Origin of the sequence: Sinomicrobium sp., assembly GCA_029266035.1 — a bacterium.
Taxonomy (GTDB): Bacteria; Bacteroidota; Bacteroidia; order Flavobacteriales; family Flavobacteriaceae; genus Sinomicrobium.
Window position 1 is genome coordinate 23299 of record JAJUFH010000006.1, and the last position, 21724, is coordinate 45022.

At 43.6% G+C, this 21724-nt stretch carries 15 protein-coding genes; 6 read left to right on the plus strand and 9 right to left on the minus strand.

Translation table 11 applies throughout. From position 1 onward, the window contains the following. The first annotated feature begins 9 nt into the window (after window positions 1–9). A complete protein-coding gene (locus ACYZZR_RS05010; RefSeq protein ID WP_461532905.1) occupies window positions 10–345 on the plus strand; it encodes a HepT-like ribonuclease domain-containing protein in 336 nt (111 codons plus the stop codon). Here the strand turns inward: ACYZZR_RS05010 and ACYZZR_RS05015 are convergent. The 7 genes from ACYZZR_RS05015 to ACYZZR_RS05045 form a co-directional block, all read right to left on the minus strand. Beyond that, entirely contained in the window at window positions 342–2699 is a 2358-nt protein-coding gene (locus ACYZZR_RS05015) for a glycoside hydrolase family 95 protein (RefSeq protein ID WP_461532906.1), read from the minus strand. The genes ACYZZR_RS05010 and ACYZZR_RS05015 overlap by 4 nt on opposite strands. Before the next feature lie 124 nt (window positions 2700–2823). Continuing rightward, on the minus strand, window positions 2824–4770 hold the full coding sequence (locus ACYZZR_RS05020) for a glycoside hydrolase family 97 protein (RefSeq protein WP_461532907.1): 1947 nt from the start codon (window positions 4768–4770) through the stop codon (window positions 2824–2826). A gap of 59 nt (window positions 4771–4829) precedes the next feature. Further along, window positions 4830–6335 (minus strand): RagB/SusD family nutrient uptake outer membrane protein, encoded by a 1506-nt coding sequence (locus tag ACYZZR_RS05025; protein WP_461532908.1) that lies wholly within the window; start codon window positions 6333–6335, stop codon window positions 4830–4832. Window positions 6336–6368: 33 nt separating this feature from the next. Continuing rightward, window positions 6369–9452, minus strand: coding sequence for a SusC/RagA family TonB-linked outer membrane protein (locus tag ACYZZR_RS05030; RefSeq protein ID WP_461532909.1), 3084 nt, complete (start codon window positions 9450–9452; stop codon window positions 6369–6371). 241 nt (window positions 9453–9693) lie between these two features. After that, entirely contained in the window at window positions 9694–11286 is a 1593-nt protein-coding gene (locus ACYZZR_RS05035) for a solute:sodium symporter family transporter (RefSeq protein WP_461532910.1), read from the minus strand. A 3-nt stretch (window positions 11287–11289) separates the two neighbouring features. Continuing rightward, window positions 11290–12309 (minus strand): GntR family transcriptional regulator, encoded by a 1020-nt coding sequence (locus ACYZZR_RS05040; protein WP_461532911.1) that lies wholly within the window; start codon window positions 12307–12309, stop codon window positions 11290–11292. A gap of 50 nt (window positions 12310–12359) precedes the next feature. Then, window positions 12360–14564, minus strand: a complete 2205-nt coding sequence (locus ACYZZR_RS05045) for an alpha-galactosidase (RefSeq protein ID WP_461532912.1) — start codon at window positions 14562–14564, stop codon at window positions 12360–12362. Between the two features lie 385 nt (window positions 14565–14949). On the opposite strand from ACYZZR_RS05045, the gene ACYZZR_RS05050 reads away from it, so the two are divergent. From ACYZZR_RS05050 to ACYZZR_RS05060, 3 genes are read left to right on the plus strand one after another with little or no spacing between them, the layout of a single operon-like run. Beyond that, the gene (locus ACYZZR_RS05050; RefSeq protein WP_461532913.1) at window positions 14950–16098 is read left to right on the plus strand and encodes a COG1470 family protein; all 1149 of its coding nucleotides are present in this window, start codon (window positions 14950–14952) and stop codon (window positions 16096–16098) included. A 3-nt stretch (window positions 16099–16101) separates the two neighbouring features. Then, entirely contained in the window at window positions 16102–17070 is a 969-nt protein-coding gene (locus ACYZZR_RS05055) for an ABC transporter ATP-binding protein (protein ID WP_461532914.1), read from the plus strand. Next, entirely contained in the window at window positions 17045–18058 is a 1014-nt protein-coding gene (locus ACYZZR_RS05060) for an ABC transporter permease (RefSeq protein ID WP_461532915.1), read from the plus strand. Before ACYZZR_RS05055 ends, ACYZZR_RS05060 begins: the two co-directional genes overlap by 26 nt. A gap of 135 nt (window positions 18059–18193) precedes the next feature. Here ACYZZR_RS05060 and ACYZZR_RS05065 read toward each other — a convergent pair whose 3' ends face one another. Both ACYZZR_RS05065 and ACYZZR_RS05070 read right to left on the minus strand, forming a co-directional pair. Beyond that, the gene (locus tag ACYZZR_RS05065) at window positions 18194–19444 is read right to left on the minus strand and encodes an aspartate kinase (RefSeq protein WP_461532916.1); all 1251 of its coding nucleotides are present in this window, start codon (window positions 19442–19444) and stop codon (window positions 18194–18196) included. A 76-nt stretch (window positions 19445–19520) separates the two neighbouring features. Next, complete coding sequence (locus ACYZZR_RS05070) at window positions 19521–20006, minus strand: GNAT family N-acetyltransferase (protein WP_461532917.1); 486 nt, start codon at window positions 20004–20006, stop codon at window positions 19521–19523. Between the two features lie 177 nt (window positions 20007–20183). Between ACYZZR_RS05070 and fbp the strand changes: the two genes are divergently transcribed. Beyond that, window positions 20184–21191 carry a class 1 fructose-bisphosphatase gene (fbp, locus tag ACYZZR_RS05075; protein ID WP_461532918.1) on the plus strand — a complete coding sequence of 336 codons (1008 nt, stop codon included), beginning with the start codon at window positions 20184–20186 and terminating at the stop codon, window positions 21189–21191. A gap of 64 nt (window positions 21192–21255) precedes the next feature. Further along, window positions 21256–21612 (plus strand): fructose 1,6-bisphosphatase, encoded by a 357-nt coding sequence (locus ACYZZR_RS05080; RefSeq protein ID WP_461532919.1) that lies wholly within the window; start codon window positions 21256–21258, stop codon window positions 21610–21612. Window positions 21613–21724: the final 112 nt, after the last annotated feature.

Below are 21724 nucleotides of genomic sequence, written 5' to 3' on the forward strand. Positions count from 1 at the left end.
ATATCGAAGATGGGCATTAGAAAAATTGAAGAATTGGTCGATTTACTCAATACCTATGACAACTTTGAGAAAAAGTGGGTGGAGCAGTATGCCATAATTAGAAATTTTGAGATTATAGGTGAAGCTTCCAGTCATATCTCAGATGATTTAAAATCACAGTATCCCGAAATATTCTGGAATGAAATGAAAGGGATGCGGGATTTTATGATCCATGAATATTTCGGGCTTCAGCTGGACACTATTTGGGACACTGCCGTAAATGACATTCCTGTACTAAAGCAGCAAATTCAAAGCATTGTACATTGTACAAGATTTAAAAAAGAGTTAGCCTATCTATTTTCTTAAAGCTTTACAGTCTCTACTGTCTGGACTTCTCCGTTTAGCTTTACAGCAAGCTGTTCCGAAACATCCGAATAAATCCTGTATCGGGTTACTTTCCCCTGCTTCCACTCTAAATCTACCGTATATCCCCCTTGAGCCTTAAGCCCCTTGAAACTACCTGATTCCGCCCATTGTGCAGGCAGTGCAGGCAGGAGTTCTATAAGTCCGGCATGGCTTTGTAACAGCATCTCGCCTATGGCAGTTGTAGCACCAAAGTTGCCGTCTATTTGGAAAGGCGGTCCGGCCGACAGCAAATTGGGATATACTCCTCCGCCATCTCCGTAGTTGACACCCATATCTTTGGTGGGCCTAAGTAGATTGGCCAACAACTTATAGGCTCGATTGCCGTCTTTTAAACGCGTCCAGAACAGCATCTTGTAGGCAATGGCCCAACTCGGACCATCGTCACCGCGCATTTCCAGTGTTTTTTTGGCGGCTTCAGCCAAGTCGGGGGTAGCTTCCGGCGTGATTAGATTGCCCGGATACAGTGCGTATAGGTGTGAGATATGCCTGTGGTGCACATCCACCTCTTTATACGGCCGCAACCATTCCATAATTCGTCCGTCCTCCCCGATTACAGCAACCGGCGGGATATCGTTCACCTTTGCTTTTAATTCGGCATCGAAATCAGCATCTCCGCCGATTACTTCCGAAGCCGTGAGTAGATTTGTAAAAAGTTCCCTGACAATCTGATTGTCTATAGTAGGCCCCATGCAAACATTGGTACGTGAACCGTCGGGCAGGTAAAACGTATTCTCGGGAGAAACCGAAGGAGCCGTTACCCACCAGCCTGTTACGGGATCTTCTATCAGCATATCCAAATAGAATTGTGCTACCCCTTTGAGTATGGGATATATTTCCCGAAGATATTTCTCGTCTTTGGTATACAGATAGTGCTGCCATAAGTTGTTGCACAGCCAGCCTGATCCAGCATTAGATATCCCCCAAGAAGCCTCCTCTCCCGGAGAGGTATAGCCCCAGATATTGGTAATCACATGGGCTACCCAACCGTCGGAATTGTAATAGGCTTTGGCCGTTTTTTCGCCGGGTTCTACCATTCCAGCTACAAGATCCTTCAATGGCAGGTTGAGTTCTGAGAGATTTGCGGTTTCGAGGGGCCAGTGATTCATTTGAACATTGACATCCAAATGATAATCTCCATTCCACGGCGTCTGTACCTCCTTGGCCCAAAGCCCTTGTAAGTTTGGAGGTAGCAGTCCGGGACGCGTACTACAGATACTGAGATAACGACCGTACTGATAGAAAAGTGCGGCCAGTCCGTCATCTTTATCTCCCTCTTTCAAAAAGAGATCCAAACGGCAGTCTGTAGGAAGCTCGTCGCGTGAGGTGGACCCTAACTTTATATCTACTCGGTCAAAATAGCTTGAAAAACGAGCTATATGATTGCTCTTTTGTAGGGTATACGACTTTTTACTCGCGGCTTCCAACTCCTTGTCTACTGCGACTTCATAGGCGTTTTGCTTGTAGTCGGTAGCTGCCGATATAAAGAGGATCACCTGATCGGCATTTTTAATGTGTAATGCCTTATCTTCAACCTCAAGACTTCCCCCTTGTAATACAGGCTGCAATTTTACCATATAACGCATTCCGTCCCCATCTATACCGTTGTTCAACTGCCCTTTCATCACTAGGATGCTGTCTTTTAAAAAGGTCTCGAAGCGCTCCTCCCTGTCCATACTGATTTTCAAACTGATCTTTCCGGTCCTGTTGGCAGTCAGTTTTACTACTGCAAGATCGTCGTCAAAACTGGTGAAGTACTCACGGCTATACGTCGTTCCGTTCTTGCGGAAGCTACTGTAAGCGACAGCTGTATTGAGGTCTAGCTTCCTGATATAATCGGAAATACCTGCTTCTCCACCCGCTTCATAACTAAAATCCAGATAGAGATTTCCCATCGTTTGATAGCATCCGAAAGGCACATTGGCACCATTTCCATGACCCGAACCCTCTCCTCTGGCTACAAAATGGGTATTGATAATTGCCTCTGCCTCCTTGTTTTTGCCTTCTTTCAACAGCTCTCTGATCTGCGGTAAATAAGTGTGTGCATCAGGACGGTCGGCATCCTGCGGTGCGCCCGACCACAAGGTGATATCGTTGAGTACAATGGTCTCTTTTTCCACTCCGCTATCGGGCGTCATACCCAGGCGACCGTTGCCAAGCGGAAGGCTTTCTTCCCAAATTCCGGCCGGCTCGGCATACCAAAGCACATTGTCGTTTTCCTGTGATACCGCATTCGCTCCGAAAGCGACACTACACAGGATAGAGATCAAAAACTGTCTTTTAGCAAAAAGTGACATAACTGTTCTTATTACAGATTAAAACTACACCAGATATAAAACAGTAAATCTCCGTCGCAATAGCCTAAGTACACATATTACGCGGAGATTTACAAAATATTCTCAAAATACCTCTACAGCCTTCTTAATTTGAAGCATTCAAAAACTGAATGATAAAGCCTCCGCGAGGTGCCATAGTGTATGACCACTCCCCTTCTACGGGATAGGTGTTGCTTTCAAAGTCCATCAAAGGATCCTCTCCTTCAGTAATAATCCTGAAGTGGGAGTACTCCCCACTGTATTTGCTGAGGTCTATTTTTACCTCATTCTCTTCTGCAGTACCGTTTATCCCTACGATATAAGAAAGTGCATCTTTTTGGCGTGAAAGCACGATTGCCTCGCCCGGTTCAGCCACGATATATTCGGTCTTATCCCAGGTAGCAGGCATTTCTTTCAACAATGTCTTTACATCTTCCGGCAGGGATTCAATCATCTTTTTAGAATCGGCAAAGTGAATTATCCCTGAGGTATAGATCATGGGAGTAGCCAATTCGTGTACTCCAGTATTCATCCGAGGGAATTTACGCATAGTCAAGGCCACCGGAGTGTAGTCGGCAGGACCAGCTACGTTTCTGGTAAATGGCAATACGGTGTTTTGCTCTGCGGCTTTTTCGGGGAAACGCTCTTCATAGAAGTAACTTTCAGCACCGAGGATAGACTCTGCCGTCATAAAGTTGGGCCAGGTTCTGTGCCAGCCTCTCGGCATAGTAGAGCCGTGGAGGTTGATCATTAAATGCCTTGCAGCAGCGTCTTCAAACACCCCTTGCAACGCATTCATCGTTTCCTGACGGTCAGAACACCAAAAATCGATTTTAACAGCAGTAATCCCCATAGCAGCTAACTCATCAAAGCGTTTTCTTCTGTCTTCTGGTTTAAAGTAGTCTGACGAATATCCCCAGACCATAGGCTTAACCCCTTTGGCTATAGCCTTGGCTATAATTCCATCTTTCTCGTTTGCCTTTTCCCATCCGGCATCGAAAAGTGTGTACTCCCAGCCAAAATTGGCAGCAAAATCAGTAAACTCATTATAGATTTCGGGAGATTGATCATCCGGTTCAGACCACCAAGACCAAGAAGCTCTACCGGCTTCTATCCACGAGGTATCTTCTATCTTCGATTCTGGTGCGAGGTCGGTTATCAGTGTAGAAAGCAGTATATCTCCAGCCTGATCTCCTACGATAAACACCCGCCACGGCATGGTCCACGCCTGATCGTATTTTGGCAAAACATCGGCATTTTCGTCTATGGGAAGTGTAAATTTTTCATCTTGTTTAGGAAAAGTGATGGTGTACAAGCCTCCTTCAGAATTCGGACTTAAATGACAACCGGGATAAGATCCGTCTGTAGCAGATTCTGCGATAAGCACCCAGTTCTTTTGGTCGTTTACCTGAAAGAGCGCCGGCATACACCAGCCCACAGAAGGGTTTCGAGGTTCTGAGATGGTATCTCCAGGCTTTACGCTGAGATAGAAATCTTCGTATGCCGGAGTGACATAGCTTGCAGTATTATAGGGTTGCAACCAGCCTTTGGCATTTTCTTCTATCTGGAATCCGGTAATTTCTTCTTTAACGATACGTCCTCCTTCTTGCGCTTCGGGAAGGCGATAGCGGAAAGCAACCCCTTCTTCTCCGGCAGCCAAGTCGACCACTATAGTAGCCCCTGAATTGTTGGCTAGGGTAATACTCTGATGTTGGAGCAAGTGACTAATTTCTTTCTGATTAGCCACTTTCAATTGATACTCTTCCCGTTTTTCCTCTATCGGAGAAATCTCGGTTATAGTCAATCCTTTGGTAAAATCCTGATCGGCAAGTACCAATCCTAGGGGTGACTTTCCGACTAGGGTTTCTCCATTTCTCTTTACCTCGTAATAAGGTGATCCGTTTTCATCCAGCGATAGAATTATGGTATTCTGTCCGTCCTTTGAAGACAGCTCCGGATTTTGAGCCTTATCACTTTCGGTACAGGAAGCCAGCAAAAAGAAAAAGCCGAAAACAGCCAGTACCCTTCCGAGGTTTACAAAATTGTGTTTCATAGTGGTGTATTTTGAAAAGGCTCGGTCATCTGTTTAAACCGAGCCTTATTTTATTCTTTTTAATAGCCTGGATTCTGATCTTCAGGGTTAATATACTCATTCAACCTAATCTCAGTATCGGGTATAGGCCACAGTTTGTGGAATTCCTGTATTGTTCCCGACGCTTTTGCCCAAGGATTGCGTTCTTTGATATAATCTACAAAGTTACCGGTACGGATCAAATCCATCTTACGCCAGCCCTCAAAGCCGAGCTCTCTCATTCTTTCGTCCATAATCTTCACTCTAAACTCATCCTGAGACATTCCGGTAGGCCAGGCTTCTTCTGTGGTAAGACTTCCTCCAAAGGCTCTTGCACGCACGGTAGAGTTTACGAGATTTACCGCCTCTGTCGTACTTCCCAACTCGTTTAAACACTCTGCTTTAAGCAGCAGTATATCGGCGAGTCTCAGGTAGTAAATCAACCCTCCTGAATACCAGAAGTTCATCCCTTGAGTACGAACATCCTCAAATTTTTTGATATGAGGTTCCAACTCGTCGGCCTGACCGGTCCAGGTAATTGGAGGTATAGTCCCGTCGGGCATGGTAAAGTCGTAGCGGATACTGGCATCTCTACGCGTATCTCCAGTGAGACCTTCCCACACGTCTTCGTAATAATACTCAGTAGGCATAGCGAGGTCATATCCTCCGTAATAAACATTTACATCTTGATCGGCCACAGCCCGCGATCCAGCGTGATTCTGCACCATATTGTTGTCTGGCTCTATGTTGCTGAACTGGAAGGCGTAAATAATCTCACTGCTGTTTTGGTCGAGCGTAGTGTCAAACAAATCAGCATAGTTAGGCAGCAGGGAATAGTTTGGAATCACCAAGTCGAAGTACTCCATCGCTTTCTCAAAATCTCTAACCCCTGATTCTTCAGGAGCATACATATACACCTTGCCCAACAAGGCCTGAGCAGCTCCTTTGGTAGGCAGCTTTTTTTCAACCTGGGTAGGCGGAAGGTGCTCTGCCGCAAATTCTAAGTCGCGTATAATAAAGTCATAAACGTCTGGAAGAGGTTGTCTCTCATACCTTATGCTATCTAACTCAACAATCGGAATAGGTCCCCAAAACTGCGCCAGTTCGAAGTTGACTGCCGCTCTTAGAAAAGAAGCCTGTGCCTTGAGGTCCTCGTTAGGTGCATAATACACTGCTTTCGCAGCAAGAGGTACAATCTCAGTTCTTTTATTCCACTCTCCTGTCACGGCAGTATTAGGAGCACTCATTGCCCCGTCGTATTTATCCAAAGCGGCCTGCATACTGTTTTCCACAACCTGTTGCCCTCCCTGTTTGGCCTCGTCAGATCCCATAGAGAGATACAACATACTGCGGTCTTGTCGGGTACTTCTCCAGTCGGTGTAAAGACCGGATATGGCAAGGGCAGCATTGGTCTCATCTCCGAAAACCTCTTCTTCCGGAAGTGTTGTTTTAGGTTCTTCACTTAGAAAATCGGAACAAGATTGTAAATGGAAAGCGGCAATCACCACCAAAGCCAATCCCAATCTGTATTTTATATTCTTTTTCATTTGAGTCGTTTTATACATTAAGAATAGGATGCATTAAAAAGTAATATCCAATCCGGTTACAAACATACGGGCTGTAGGATACCAGTCACCGTTTTCCGGGTCGTAACCCTTGTACTTCGTCCAGGTAACCAAGTTGTTTGCTGATACGTAAACCCTCAGGTTTGAAAGACCTATTTTAGAGAGGAAGTTCTCCTTAAAATTATAGGCTAGCGTGATGGTAGAAAGCCTTAAATAAGAGGCGTCTTGCAAGCTCCAAGAGGTGTCTCCGGCACCAAATCGCTGCGGATTGTCGTAGGTTGCTCTCGGTATATTGGTATTCATATTGTCTGGAGTCCAACGGTTGAGCATATCTGTATGCGCCGGCCAAAAGCCTGTTCCAGTCATCAAACGCTCGTAATAATCGCTTATTTTCTTGGCACCGTACGAATAGGTAAACACGGTGTTTAGCGAAAAGTTTTTATAGGTCACCCCTGTAGAAAAACCACCGTAAAATTTAGGATCTGATTTTCCTACGATAACGCGGTCGTTCTCGTCGATGATCCCGTGTCCTGGCTCACCTGGAGCCTGCTGATCTTTGGGAAGTATATCTCCGGGACGCAGAGTCTTTCCGGGGAGCTGAAGACTGTTTACATAGTCCATATCCTCCGGTTGAATAATCCGGTCAAATTCATAAGTATATATGGTATTCAGGGACTCTCCTAGGAAAAAGTTACCATCTCGTTGTATCTCGTTGTTGGTAAATCCTCCGGTATTGTATATGGCATTGGCATCTCCGTAGAGTTTGGTAATCTTGTTTTTATCTGCAGAAAAATTAACTGCAGCATCCCACTTAAAGTCTTCCTTATCCACAATAACACCATTCACAGACAATTCCACTCCCCTGTTGGTCATCTCACCTACATTTGCAATAAGCTTACTAAATCCAGTATACATACTGGTCTGGTCGCGTTCTACAAGCAGATCGGAGTTCACAATATCAAAGTATTCAGCGCTTACATTCAGTCGGTTATTTAAGAATGACATGTCCACTCCTATATTAAACTGACTCTGCCGCTCCCATTGCAAAAAGGGATTACCCATTATGTCTCCTGCCACAAATTCACTTTGTCCACCTGAATATCTTGTACCATACAAGCTATAAAACGCATAATACTTATCCCCTAAGTCCTGATTCCCTACACTACCATAGCCCAATCGCAGTTTAAGCAGATCGAACACATTCTGCTCTGCCATAAAGTTTTCGTTGACCACATTCCAGGAAAGCGCTACCGAAGGGAAAAAGCCCCAGCGGTTGCCGTCAGGAAAACGAGAAGAACCGTCAAATCTTCCACTTAGGGTTACAAAATAGCGGTTGTCGTAGTTGTAATTTACCCTACCGAGATAAGACATCAAGGTATAACCCGAAAAATCCGAATCGAGTTCAAAGTTCGGCTTGTCGTATGCCCCTCCAATATCGTGATAACCAAAATCGTCTATAGGGAAGTTTCTGGCTCTAGTATTGGAGTAATTAAACTGATACTTACTCATACTATGGGACACCAAGGTATTGAGGGTATGCTTGCCAAAATTGGTATCATAAGAGATGGAGTTGTCCCACTGAAAATAATTTACCTGATCGAAATTGTGTTTAGCCTGCCCCTCAAAGTTATCTCTTTTAGCCTGTTGAATATCTGAAGGGATATACTCGTAAAACTCCTGTCTTACGTGATCTATGGCAAAGGTAGTTCTGATTTTAAGTCCTTCTACAGGTGTAATCTCAGCGAAGTTTGAAGTCGTAATTTTACTTCGGGTTCTGTCTCGGTCTATGGTCAGGGTTTTTATCGGGTTTTCCATATTGATATCCCAGTTATTACCCCATCCGAGATACAAACTATCTCTCGTCATCTCTATAGGTAGCAAAGGGTTTGCTTCGCGAGCATCTTCAAAGGCGGTTCTGTTTTCGTCGTTTACCGACTCTTGGCTGATAGATTGCGTATAGGCAGTATTGGTACCTACCTTAAGCCAGGGTTTGATCTGGTAGTCGGCATTGATGCGTCCGGTATAACGCTTGTTTCCCGATCTTTTTATCAAACCTTGCTGGTCGGTATACCCAAAACTCAGGTAAAAAGACCCTTTGTCTGACCCTCCTGAGAAGCTGAGCGAGTGGTTTTGCTGAACCGCTGTTCTCGAAATGGCATCGACCCAGTTGTAACTCTTTCCGGCAGCATAGGTATCTTTTTCGTAATCGGCAAACCAGTTGGGCAGCGCTTCATTTTGAATAAACTGCTCTCTACTGGCACCGGGGTTGGCGGTGTAATAATCGTCGGCAACATGAGAGTTTGCCAAGGCATCAAGCCTCAGCTCAAACATATCTCGAGCACCAAGGGAAAGATTAGAATTGGTGTACTCCTGTATTCCCAACCAGGTTTTATAAGTTACTTTGCCTTCTCCTCTTTCTCCTTTTTTAGTCGTAACCACTACGACCCCATTGGCTCCTCTCGAACCGTATAACGCCGTAGCACTGGCATCTTTAAGCACGTTTACCGAGGCTACGTCATTTACGTTGGTCAGGTTGAAGTCGTTGTCCATAATAACCCCGTCTACCACAAAAATGGGGTTTCCACCGTATTGTAAAGAGTTATTACCCCTAATGCGAATACTGGCATTTCCTCCCGGTGTTGGGTCGTCCTGTATAAACACCCCGGAGGCTCGCCCCTGCAACGCATCGTTAATACTGGTTACAGGTCGTTCTTCAAGTACTTCATTGTCTACATTGACAATAGCCCCTGTAAGATCTCCCTTTCTCATAGAAGTACCCACGATGACCACCTCTTCCAGTTGTTGAGAATCGGAAGCCATAGTCACATTGATCGTCGTCTTCCCGTCTACGCGTATCTCCTGCGTTTTAAATCCGATATAACTGAATTCCAGAACAGCGTTTTCAGGCACATTCTGCAATACATAATTACCGTCGAAATCGGAGGAGGTCCCCTGAGTTGTGCCTCGTATTACAATATTAACACCGGGCAAGGGCACACCCTCTTCGTCTACCACAGTACCCTCAACGGACTGGGCAAATAACACATTGCCGGCAAACAATATAAATAAAAGACATAGACATCCAATTTGAAGTTTCATAGTAGTCTTGTATTTAATTAATAGATCATTATCGATAAAGCTTTAAAAAACACAGATAAAGTAAGTTTTCTCAGACATAAAAAGCCAACTCAATAAACCTATGCTATACTATTCTATTTTATCAATGCAATTATACAAATATTTTCGATACGTTGTTAAGTCTTTTTTAAGAATTCATTAAAAAAAATCCGCTATTTTATTCGTTTATACAACAAAACGGGCTCTCGAGGGCGATTTGGGTTTAGGCCACTCCCAGGGGAGAAAAAAAGACAAAGACCAACACCATTGCCAAAAGCAAGACAAAAGCAGCCCAATACCGGTATCTCCACGGAGCGAGATCTATATCTGTTCTTACATTCTCTCGATAGCAATACTTCGGGAACCACCGTGTAGACAACAACATACAAGCTGAGGTTAGCACAAACAATACCCCTAACAAATGAAGGTAATGCAGAGAAATATCCAATATAAAGTTGCAGATAAAATACGCGAGAATAAAAAAGACCAATCCTGTTTTTGCTGCTCCGGGAGGCACCTTTCGAGTTACAAAACCTATAAATATAATGGTGAATACGGGCACCGAAAACATCCCGGTAAGCTGTTGTAAATAGGTGTAAAAACCGCTATCTACAAACATGATAAACGGCGCACAACACATTGCCAATAGAGAAATCGCTATCTCAAATCGCTTTCCGTTGCGCACCAGCATAGCTTCTGTAGTCTTCCTACCTCGCAATTTCATCCAAGGCTTGTAAAGGTTGAGTATAAATAGGGTGCTGCTGCTGTTAAGCCCGGCATTAAATGTAGTTATGGCCGCACCCAATACTACAGCTGCAGTCAGACCCGTCATCACCGCAGGCAGCGTATCTCTCACCACCAAGGGAAATACAGCTGCGGTATGAGGTAAATCGTCGTAGAGATGCACTCCAATGATACCTGGGACGTTGATGAGAAAAGGACACAGTAATTTTCCCACACAAGCCAATGCCATTCCTCTCTGACTATGAGACAAATTTTTTGCGGTCATGGCTTGCTGTACGATGTATTGTTCCATCCCCCAGTAATACAGATTGATAATAAACATTCCTGTAAAAATGGTGCCGAAGGGAATTTCATCGCCAACGCTCCCGATAGAGTTCAGGTGTTCTTTGTGATTGGCGAGCACCTGTTGTAAGCCCTCCCCCCAATTACCATCTCCAAGGTATTTGAATCCGAAATACGGAAAGGCTATTCCAATCACCAAAAAACCAATACTGAGCACACTATCCGAAATGGTAATAGCTCTCAGTCCTCCTAATATGGAATACACCGCTCCAATCACCCCTATTGCCCACACTACAATCCAGATATTCTGCCAATAGGTGAGCTTGAGAAAGTCGAGAAAGTCAAACATTCCGGTAAAAGCAACCGCTCCTCCGTACAATACTGCAGGAAGCAGGTTTGCGATATAGCTGATTAGGAACACCAGAGATACCAGCCGCTTTGTAGAAGCATCGTACCTCTTGCCTAGAAAGTCGGGAATGGTCATAGCTCCGGTACGGAAGTACACCGGTAAAAAAAACTCTGCCACCAGCAACATGGCCAAGACAGAACTGACTCCCCAGGCCATGACACTCATATTGTTGATATAAATAGACTCGTTCTCTCCTATAAACTGGTTGGCACTTATATTGCTGAGGAAAAGAGCCCCTCCAACCACCCAAAAACTGTTTTTCTGATTGGCAAAAAACAAGCCTGTAGTAGTCTCTGTAGTCTTTTTTTTGGTTTTCCACCAAGAGACAAAGGCTACGATAAAGGTAAAAAGTATAAAGCTCGAAACAGTGGAAACATCCATTGCCTATAGTGAATTTCGCTCTATCAATACGGTTGGGAGCACCTCGTTGACCTTTTCCTTATTCAAGACAAAATCGGCAGCCTTACTACCCATAAGCGCAAAGTCTGTTGAAAATGTGGTCACCCCATCAAATATAATTTCCTTGATGATGTCGTCATTATGCGATATAAATCCGACATCCTTACCCAACTTAAACCCTTTAGCTTTGGTGTCTTTCAACATTTCCCAAAGCTCGAGGTTGTGTATGGTAAAATAGACCTTGCCCTTTTCGAGAGATCCCGGCTCATAATTGTCCCGTATCACCGCATTTATACGGTATTTTCGAACAAAATCATTAAAAGATTCGAGAATTTCCACAGGTTCGGCAGAATTGTCCTTTCTGAAGAAAAACACAAATTGATCAAACTTCTCAATCTTGTCTTTGAGTTTACAAAAGGCCTCGTAAGAAGACTTCCTGAACTCCTGAACTATATAATTATAATTCTCCTTCGTTTCCACATAGCGGTCTACCAGCAGCACCCTGTTTACGGGCAACAAACTCAACAGTTCGGGGGTATCGGCATTGGGGATGGGCGCTATGACATACATCCCGTATTTTCCTCTTATGCTGTTTACTATATTGTCGAAGGCAGCATAGTTATTGTGGTGAAAGAAAACGTCCAGCTGTATGTTTTCGCCCAGCCCTTTTCTGAAATTCTCATAAAAGGTCTCCTGAAAAATATCGAAGGCGTAGATTACCAGAGCCACTTTTAACTCTTGCTGAATATCCTCTGTGGCTACAAAATACCCCAATCGGTTTTTCGACTCAATAATCCCACTGTGAACGAGCTCTTTATAGGCCTTGACAATGGTCTCCCTGGCGAAGCCCAACTCCTGTATCATCTTGTTTACAGAAGGGAGCATCTCTCCTTTAGAGATCAGTTTTTCATTAATGGCATTCAATACCCCCTGCACGATTTGCTCGTGTTTGGACAGGGAATTAACCGATTCCAATTCCCGAATCTGTCTTACCACTTGCTCCATGTAACTTGTGTATTTTGCCACTAAGATATTATCTTCTGTTAAAACAAACCCTATTTAGCCACCCTTTTTAATTTGAGTACCACACTTGGGTTATCTTTTTTCACATTCGGATTTACCCCAACTTTCATCAGATAATCCCCTGTATAGATCTCACTTTTGAAAACGGGCTGAGCTCCTGGGTAAACATTGATCTCCTCGACAGCATAGCTAGCGTCTGGGTCAAGCCCCTTGAGTTTGACAGGGGTAGGATTCCCTTGTTCGTAGCGATAATTTACCAGGTAGCTAAACACTACAGCCTCCTCTTGCTGCTCTCCTACATACATCACCGAGGCGATATTGTTTTCCCACGGACTTCGAAGCCGGTACAGGTCGCCGTGCCATATCACATCTTCCAGCTCATTGTAATTAGCTATGGCCTGCTTGCAAAATTCCAATTCCTTATCTTCCAGCTCACTCACCACAATATCAAAGCCCAATTTACCCATCATAGCCACATCGGTCTTGAATTTCACCGATTGATCACCCCAGTCGGTAACATGTGCAGCCATAGTGATGGCAGGATAAAAGAATGAGTACTCCCACTGCATATACACCCGCTCTAAAGGATCGGTATTGTCGCTAGGCCAGAACTCTGTAAAGTACTGCAGAGCCCCGTAATCTACTCTTCCACCTCCACCGGAACACAGCATCATAGGCACTGTGGGATATTTTTCTCTAATCTTTTCCAGAACTTGGTAAAGTCCTTGTACATATCTGACATAAAATTCGGACTGATCTTCTCCCAGATAGTCAGAATACGCATTGTAGATTACAGCATTACAATCCCATTTAATATATGCGAGTTCGGGGTTTTCGGTAAAGAGATTATCTACCACTCCATACACAAACTCTTGAACTTCAGGATTGGACAGGTCGAGTACCAACTGATTCCTAAAATAATACTCTTCGCGTTGCGGTTGTTTGATCACCCATTCAGGATGTTTGTGGTACAACTCACTGTCGGGACTCACCATTTCTGGCTCTATCCATATCCCAAATTTAACTTGGTTTTTCTTTGCCGTTTCTACTAGGGTTCCTATGCCATTAGGCAGTTTTTTGCGGTTGACATCCCAGTCTCCCAATGCCGCATCGTCGTTGTTTCGGGGATAGGTATTCCCAAACCAGCCATCGTCTAACAAAAACAGGTCAACGCCCAGTTTTTTGGCATCGCCAATCAACTTTTTCAGCTTCTTTTCGTTAAAGTCGAAATAAGTAGCTTCCCAGTTGTTCAACAAGGTTAAACGCGAACCCTGTCCGTCTAGCACCTTGTGGTTTCTGGCCCATCGGTGAATGTTTCGGCTCGCATTGCCCTTGCCCTTATTAGAGAAAGTAAACCAGAATTTTGGAGTGGTCAGATTTTCTCCCTTTTCCAATGTATATGCCGTAGCGTAGTTGTTAATACCGGAAATAATCCGCAGATTGTTTAATGGGTCTACCTCAAACTCGTTCCTAAAATTGCCAGACCACTCCAGCCCTCCTATCAAGACATTGCCGTATTCCTCGGTGGCAGGCGCCCCAAGCGACACCGTAAAAACAGAGGGCTGAAACAAATTGGCTCGGCTTCCGAGTTTGGAGTCGAGCACCTTTACACCATGCGACAGTTTAGAAGTTTCAGGCTTCATTTCCATAGCCCAATCCCCGCTGTAGTGAGTCAGCCAAAAATCGTTGTTACCGTACAAATACAAATTGGCAGATGCAAATTTGCGCAACTGCAGTTCGCCCTCAGCTTTATTCTCAATAAGGCTCCAACTTTCTATCACATTTTCTTTCTCATACGATTTATAAAAAAGCTTCACCTCAAGAGCATACACCTTGTCTTTTAGCAAAAACATTGTTTCGGTCACACCAGGCGACACTTCTTTTTGTTCAGAAGAGACATATTCCAAACTCAGCGACATATTCCCATCTGCATGGGTTACCTCTACGGCTGGCTCCAAAAAATTTTTAGAACCCGCCGGGGTATAAGCCGAAGCGTATATTCCAGTATAGTTACTCCCCTGTTTATATTGAGCGGGTATCTTGCTATACTCGTCGTACTGTAATTTTTCTCCCAAGTATATCGCATTTAACTCGCTGTCTTCATTCACTTCAAATACAAGTGCATTTTCAGCTGTTTCTACAGTAATAATCTCCTGAGCAGCAACCTGAAGCAGCCCACACAATAACACTACAGGTATCATCAACCTTTTTAAAACGACGGTTAAGACTTTAATCATTTCCGGATAACTTTAATAATATTGATTAACAATTTTCACCTCCGACACATGAAATAAACACATCACACATGTCTGTTCTATTCTATTCCACAATAATACTATAAATTGATTAAACCCGAAAATTATTTTTGTTTAATTTCAAAGCCCCCTCTTTGCAGCGCTATATCAAAAACACTTTTATATTTAACAAATATTTTATTGTTTAACGAATGTTTTTTTATTTTTCTTAACATTGACATATTATCATAATTGATAGCTTAGCACTGTTTTTTTGACAACAAAAAACACACATAGGAAGATTAATTAAATCAAGGACAGAAAAAAATAAGAATTCCCCATTTCTACACACGAACTCTGGCTTTAGTATCATTTAATAAATTAAACTATGTACTCTTTTACAAAACACCATTATCGCTGGTTATTCAGTACACTTTTACTTATTTTATTATCGCATAGCCCTCTGAAGGCACAAAGTATTTCACTCTACACTCCCTACACCAAAATAGCGGTAGCTCCAGGAGAAACCATCAATTACACCGTCGATGTAATCAATAAAAGTGGTGGTATAAAGTCTTCAGCTATTACGGTTTACGGCCTCCCCGAAACATGGGATTACGATTTAAAATCTGGAGGATATACCCTAAGAGAAATCGCTGTATTGCCGGGAGAAAAGAAGAATCTGACTCTCACGGTTCACGTGCCCTTAAAAATAGAAAAAGGCACTTACAACTTCGGGATTTCCGCATCTGGATATACCCGTTTACCTCTTTCTGTCACAATCTCGAGAGAAGGAAACTCCCAGGCTCAGTTCACTTCCAAACAAAGCAATATAGAAGGAGCTGCAAACTCTACCTTTACCTATAATGCCGAACTTCGCAACGGCAGCAGTGAAAACGAGGCATACGCCCTCAGTGCTATGACAGAGCGAGGGTGGAACGTAATCTATAAGGCAGGTGGTAAAAAGATATCTTCAATCAATGTTGGTCCCAACCAAACAGAGCGAATCACCATAGAGGTATATCCTCCAGCCGAGATAAAGGCAGGAAAGTATAAAATCCCTATTATCGCGAGTTCTGGTAGCATCTCTGCACGCCTGGAGTTAGAAGCTGCAATTACCGGCACATACGACCTGCAACTCACCACCCCCACGGGACTGCTGAGCTCCAAAGTCACCGCCGGAGATGATAAAAAAATCAAACTACTGCTCAGAAATACCGGTTCGGTAGGAATAGACAATATCGATCTCAAATCGAAAGCTCCTTCAAATTGGGAAGTCACTTTCGAACCGAAAAAGATCAATCATCTCGAGCCAGGTCAGTCTGAAGAAGTTTACGCCACTCTCGAGGCCGATAACAAAGCTCTAGCTGGAGATTATCAAGTAAACTTCCAAGCCAACTCCTCCGATGCTCGTTCGGAAGCCTCTTTCAGAATTTCAGTGCGCACCTCAATGCTCACAGGATGGGTTGGCCTGCTTATCATATTGTTGGCAGCGGGAGGTGTTTACACCCTGATTCGGAAATACGGAAGGAGGTAGCCCATGGAAACACCTGTAATATCAACAAAGCAGCTGTGCAAAGATTACGGTGATATTCACGCTGTATGCAAGCTAGACCTCGAAATTAGGAAAGGAGAGATTTTCGGACTATTAGGACCAAACGGCGCAGGAAAATCGACCACTATACTCATGATTCTCGGACTCACTGAACCTAGTTCTGGTGAAGTGTCTGTCTGCGGATACCACCCTACGACAAACCCTATAGAAGTAAAAAAAAGGGTAGGCTACCTGCCAGACAGTGTAGGCTTCTACGACAATATGTCCGGATTGGAAAATCTATGCCATATAGCTAGACTCAATCGCATAAAAGAAAATGTAGAAGACACCGCTCTTCACTATCTCCAGAAAGTAGGACTGGATAGTGCAGCACACCGGAAAACTGGCACTTATTCGAGAGGAATGAAACAACGCCTCGGACTGGCCGATGTATTGATCAGAAAACCGGAAGTTATTATCCTAGACGAACCCACACTTGGAATAGACCCCACTGGAGTTCGCGATTTCCTACAGCTCATTCGTGAATTGAGCCGTGAACAAGGACTTACCGTATTGCTGTCTTCTCACCACCTCCATCAGGTACAGCAGGTATGCGACCGGGTCGGGATTTTTGTCGGAGGTTCCCTGATCGCTCTTGGCGATATCCCCTCTCTCTCAAAAACACTACACCAAGGGCAAGCCTTTACCGTAGAAGCCGAAATATCGGGTGATATCAATTTCAACAAGCATCCGGTAAAGAAAGAATTGCTCGCCATGAAAGAAGTAATCGAAGTAAAAGAAAACAACGGAAGAGTACAGCTGTACTGCAGTAGTGATATCACCCCACTCATAGCGCGTACTTTAATCAATTCCGGACTGAATGTATCTTATTTATGTAAAAAAGAATACGGACTGGACGATATTTATCAACGATATTTTGAAGGAAATTATGAAACTAACCACAATATGGCATAACAGGATTTTTGAAGCCCTTAAAGACAACACTCAAACTTCGGCAACTTCACCTTCACCTTTTGTTGTAATGGTACAAAAGGAAATAAGCGATCACATCAAGAGTTGGCGTTTTATCGTACTCCTTCTCATGATATTGCTCACTTGCTTCGGATCACTGTACATATCGATAGCCAATCTACCCCAAGCCTTGGCAAACACCAACGACCCAAATCGTGATTTTGTATTTCTAAAACTTCTAACTGCGTCAGATGGAACTCTGCCTCCTTTCCATATATTGCTCGGTTTTTTGGGACCCTTACTGGGAATAGGAATGGGGTTTGATGCCATTAATTCTGAACAGAACAACGGTACTCTCATACGAATCATGGCTCAACCTGTTCCTAGAGACTACCTGATCAATGCAAAGTTTACCGGCGCCATTGCCGTAGTCACACTGATGTTTACAATACTTAATCTGTTGTTGGTAGGACTGGGGATGATTATCACAGGGCTCTCCCCGACATTTGAAGAAGCACTTAGAATAGCGGGATTTGTCTTCGTATGCATCGTATATGTCGCCTTCTGGCTAAATCTGTCCATACTATTCTCGATAAAGTTTAGAAGAGCATCTACTTCGGCGCTTACAGCTATGGCCGTTTGGCTGTTCTTTACAGTTTTTTACCAAATCATTATAGGTATAAGCTCAAGAGCATTTGCCGCTTTAACAGTTCCAAAGGGCAGTTATATATTTCAAAAATTTCTGATAAGCCTGATCGACATCGCCCCCAGCAAGCTTTTTACCGACGCAACTTCTACGCTATTGATTCCATCAATACGGAGTCTTGGTCCGCTTTCTATGCGACAGATGCAGGGAGCCATCCCCTCTTCTCTGTCATTTACAGATAGCCTTATGATAATATGGCCTCAACTTACAGGACTCATTGCAGCAAGCATACTGTGTTTTGCCATCTCTTATTACCTGTTTATGAGAAAAGAAATAAGATCATGACTTTTTTACATAGCCCAGCATTTAAATTTATCAGTTGGCAACTACAATCTTCAATTCGGCCGAAATCAGAAGAAAGGTGATCAAAACCATTGCTTTCCAGAATGAATACTACAAGTTTATTTACCAGAGATTTATTTACCCGGTAACCAACTGCACCGTATTTTGCAGTCGCTGTTTCAACAATACCTCCTTGTCCTTCTCCAAACTGTCGAGAGCCTCTTGGGTAGCATGCCTTATGGTATAGAGCGACACCCCCTCCACGCAATCCACCTTAAACTTGCCCTTGAGTATACGAAGCAAGTCGTGGAGATTGTTGAATTTGTTGTCTGCGCATACCGAAAAACTGATGGCAGAGTTCTGAATCACATCCACCTTCATCCTGTGATCGTGTAGCAATTTGAATATTTCACTGATATTCTCTTCTACAATAAAAGAAAAGTCGAGAGATGACAAGGAGATCAGCACTTGGTCTTTTTTCACTATAAAGCAGGGTACCTTGGGCTCCAAGTCGTGCCCTTTACCTACTTTGGTACCCTTTTCCGTCGGGTTTAGAAACGACTTGACATGTAGCGGTATCTCTTTTCGCTGAAGAGGCTGCAGGGTTTTTGGGTGAATTACCGAAGCGCCATAAAACGCCAATTCTATGGCCTCTGTATACGATATCTGATTGAGCAATCTGGTATTTTCAAAATAACGCGGATCTGCGTTGAGCACCCCCGGAACGTCTTTCCATATCGTCACGCTCTCCGCATTGAGACAATACGCAAAAATGGCAGCGGTATAGTCAGATCCTTCTCTCCCCAGTGTGGTAGTAAAGTTGTTGGGGTCGCTCCCCAAAAATCCCTGAGTAATGTTTAGCAATTCTTTATTTACTCCCTCATTGATATTTTGCTGCGTCCTCTCCCAATCTACATTGGCATCCCGATATCGATCGTCTGTCTTTATGAGGTTTCTCACGTCGAGCCAAGTGTTCCTCACACCCACCTCTTTCATATACTGACTCAGTATTGTAGTGGAGACCAGCTCTCCAAAACCTATAACCTGATCGTATACAAAGTTATAATTGGGCGACTTGTTGCGTTCTAAAAAAGAGCTCAATTCGGCAAAAAGACCATCAACTTTCCAGAACACGGGATGACTCTCTTTCTCAAAAAGCTCTAACAGTATCTCATTGTGGTACTTTCTAACCTCTTGTAGTGAACTCTGCAGCTCTTCAGTATTCTCAAAGTAGTTGCGAATCACCTCCTCGAGGGCATTCGTAGTCTTTCCCATAGCAGAAACCACCAACAAAGTATTTTCATACCCCACGGTTTCCAATACTTTAACCACATTTTTCACACCAGAAGCATCCCTTACCGACGCCCCTCCAAATTTAAATATTTTCATGTTCTTAAGATTATAGGTAAACTATACACAAGCACTCCCCTACTGACATCAATCCGTTTTACTTCATCTCGACCTGTTATCCATTGTTGTCCAAATACCTGGCAATCCCCTGTGCATCCAGGTGTACTACATCCCAATCCCGAAGTATTTTAGCTCCTTGTTTCTCGTAAAAATCAATCGCCGACTGATTCCAATCGAGCACCTCCCAGCAGATACGTCTCACCCCCTGCTCGTGGCCGTACTTTACAACTTCCGACAACAATGCCTTACCCAAGCCTCGACCTCTATATTTTTCAGATACGATTAGATCTTCTAAGTGAAGTGCCATTCCCTTCCAAGTAGAATATCTCGGATAGATCAGAGCGATTCCTGCTATTTCACCTGCCACATCAGCGACAAAACAGTGAAATAGTGGTCGTGAACCAAATCCATCACTCACCAAATCGTCTGACGTAATTTCTACAGCCTCAGGCTCCTTTTCGTAATCTGCCAATTCTTGAATAAGACGTAAAACTTCAGGCATATCTCCTCGGCCGGCACTTCGTATGGTATAGGATTGCATGTGCTTTATAAAATTAAAAATAGATGTTTTAAATATAACACAAAGTTATATAAGTTTTTTGGGTCTAAAAATAAAATCTCCCCGAAATCGTTTTCGTTTCACAATTTTATCGATATTTGTGATGTCAAAATCCAGAGCAGAAATCCGCGTTATCTCTGCCACCAGCACATAGTAACCATGAGAAAAAACAAGACCCTGGGCGAATTTATCATTGAAAACCAGGCCGAATTTCAATACTCTTCAGGCGAATTATCCAAACTCATCAACGCCATCAGACTGGCGGCAAAAGTAGTCAACCACGAGGTAAACAAAGCCGGACTGGTCGACATTACCGGCAGTTATGGAGACATCAATGTTCAAGGAGAAGAGCAACAAAAACTGGATGTATTAGCTCATGAAAAATTTATCCAGACGCTTTCCAATCGCGAAATTGTATGCGGTATTGCCTCTGAAGAAGAGGAGAGTTTTATCTCGATTAACAGTCTCGACCACCGGCACCAGAACAAATACGTCGTCCTTATAGATCCCTTAGACGGATCGAGTAATATTGACGTCAATGTTTCGGTAGGAACCATTTTTTCCATATACCGCAGAGTAACCCCTATCGGGACACCAGTGACTTTGGAAGATTTTCTACAGCCCGGGAAAAATCAGGTTGCCGCGGGATATGTCGTGTACGGAACCTCTACCATGTTGGTGTATTCTACAGGACATGGGGTAAACGGTTTTACCCTCAATCCGGCCATAGGCACCTTCTACCTGTCCCATCCCAATATGCAATACTCCGAAGACGGTAATATCTATTCGGTAAACGAAGGGAATTACATCCACTTTCCACAAGGAGTTAAAAACTACATCAAATACTGTCAGCAAGAAGAGGGTGACCGACCTTATACCTCGCGGTATATCGGATCTCTAGTTTCCGATTTTCACAGAAATATGATTAAAGGAGGTATCTACCTCTACCCCAAAAGCAGCAAGGCTCCCAACGGAAAATTACGCCTTCTCTACGAGTGTAACCCTATGGCATTTATAGCCGAGCAGGCAGGTGGCAGTGCGAGTGACGGCTTCCGCCGCATTCTCGACCTACAACCTACAGAATTGCACCAACGCACACCTTTTTTCTGTGGAAGCAAGAATATGGTATCAACACTTGAAGAGTTTATGCATAAGTCGCCCATTTAAAGCGATTTGCATAATTATTGGGTGATTTTTGTTACCTTTGTGTCAAATCTCATACCGTACAACCATGTCTAAAACACAAAACCATCCTGATACCAACGGGGTTTCCATAGATCCCTCATCTAAGATCGAGGCCATCAAAAACCTCATATTTGGTGAAAACATACAGGAATACAACTCCGAATTTGAAGCGGTAAAAAAAGACATTCTTCAGAAAAAGAAAGAGTTACAACAACTCCTTGAAGAGACGAGAACTGAACTAATGCAGTCTATAGACAGTTTGTCGACAGATCTAAACATCAGAATTACAGAACTCGAAAATTCGCTACAGGAAAAAGCAGAGACTCTAGGACAGGAAAAAGTGGACAAGTCGACCCTCGGAAAACTCCTCATTCAGATCGGAGAAAAGATAAGAGACCATTAACATTCCGAAGTATTTTCCCTTCAGACTTTTCCCGCACAGAAAACAGGATTGAAACTCGCCCCCCTTTCCTTTCTGCATCACAATAGACCAAACAACCGGGTAAGAACAACTA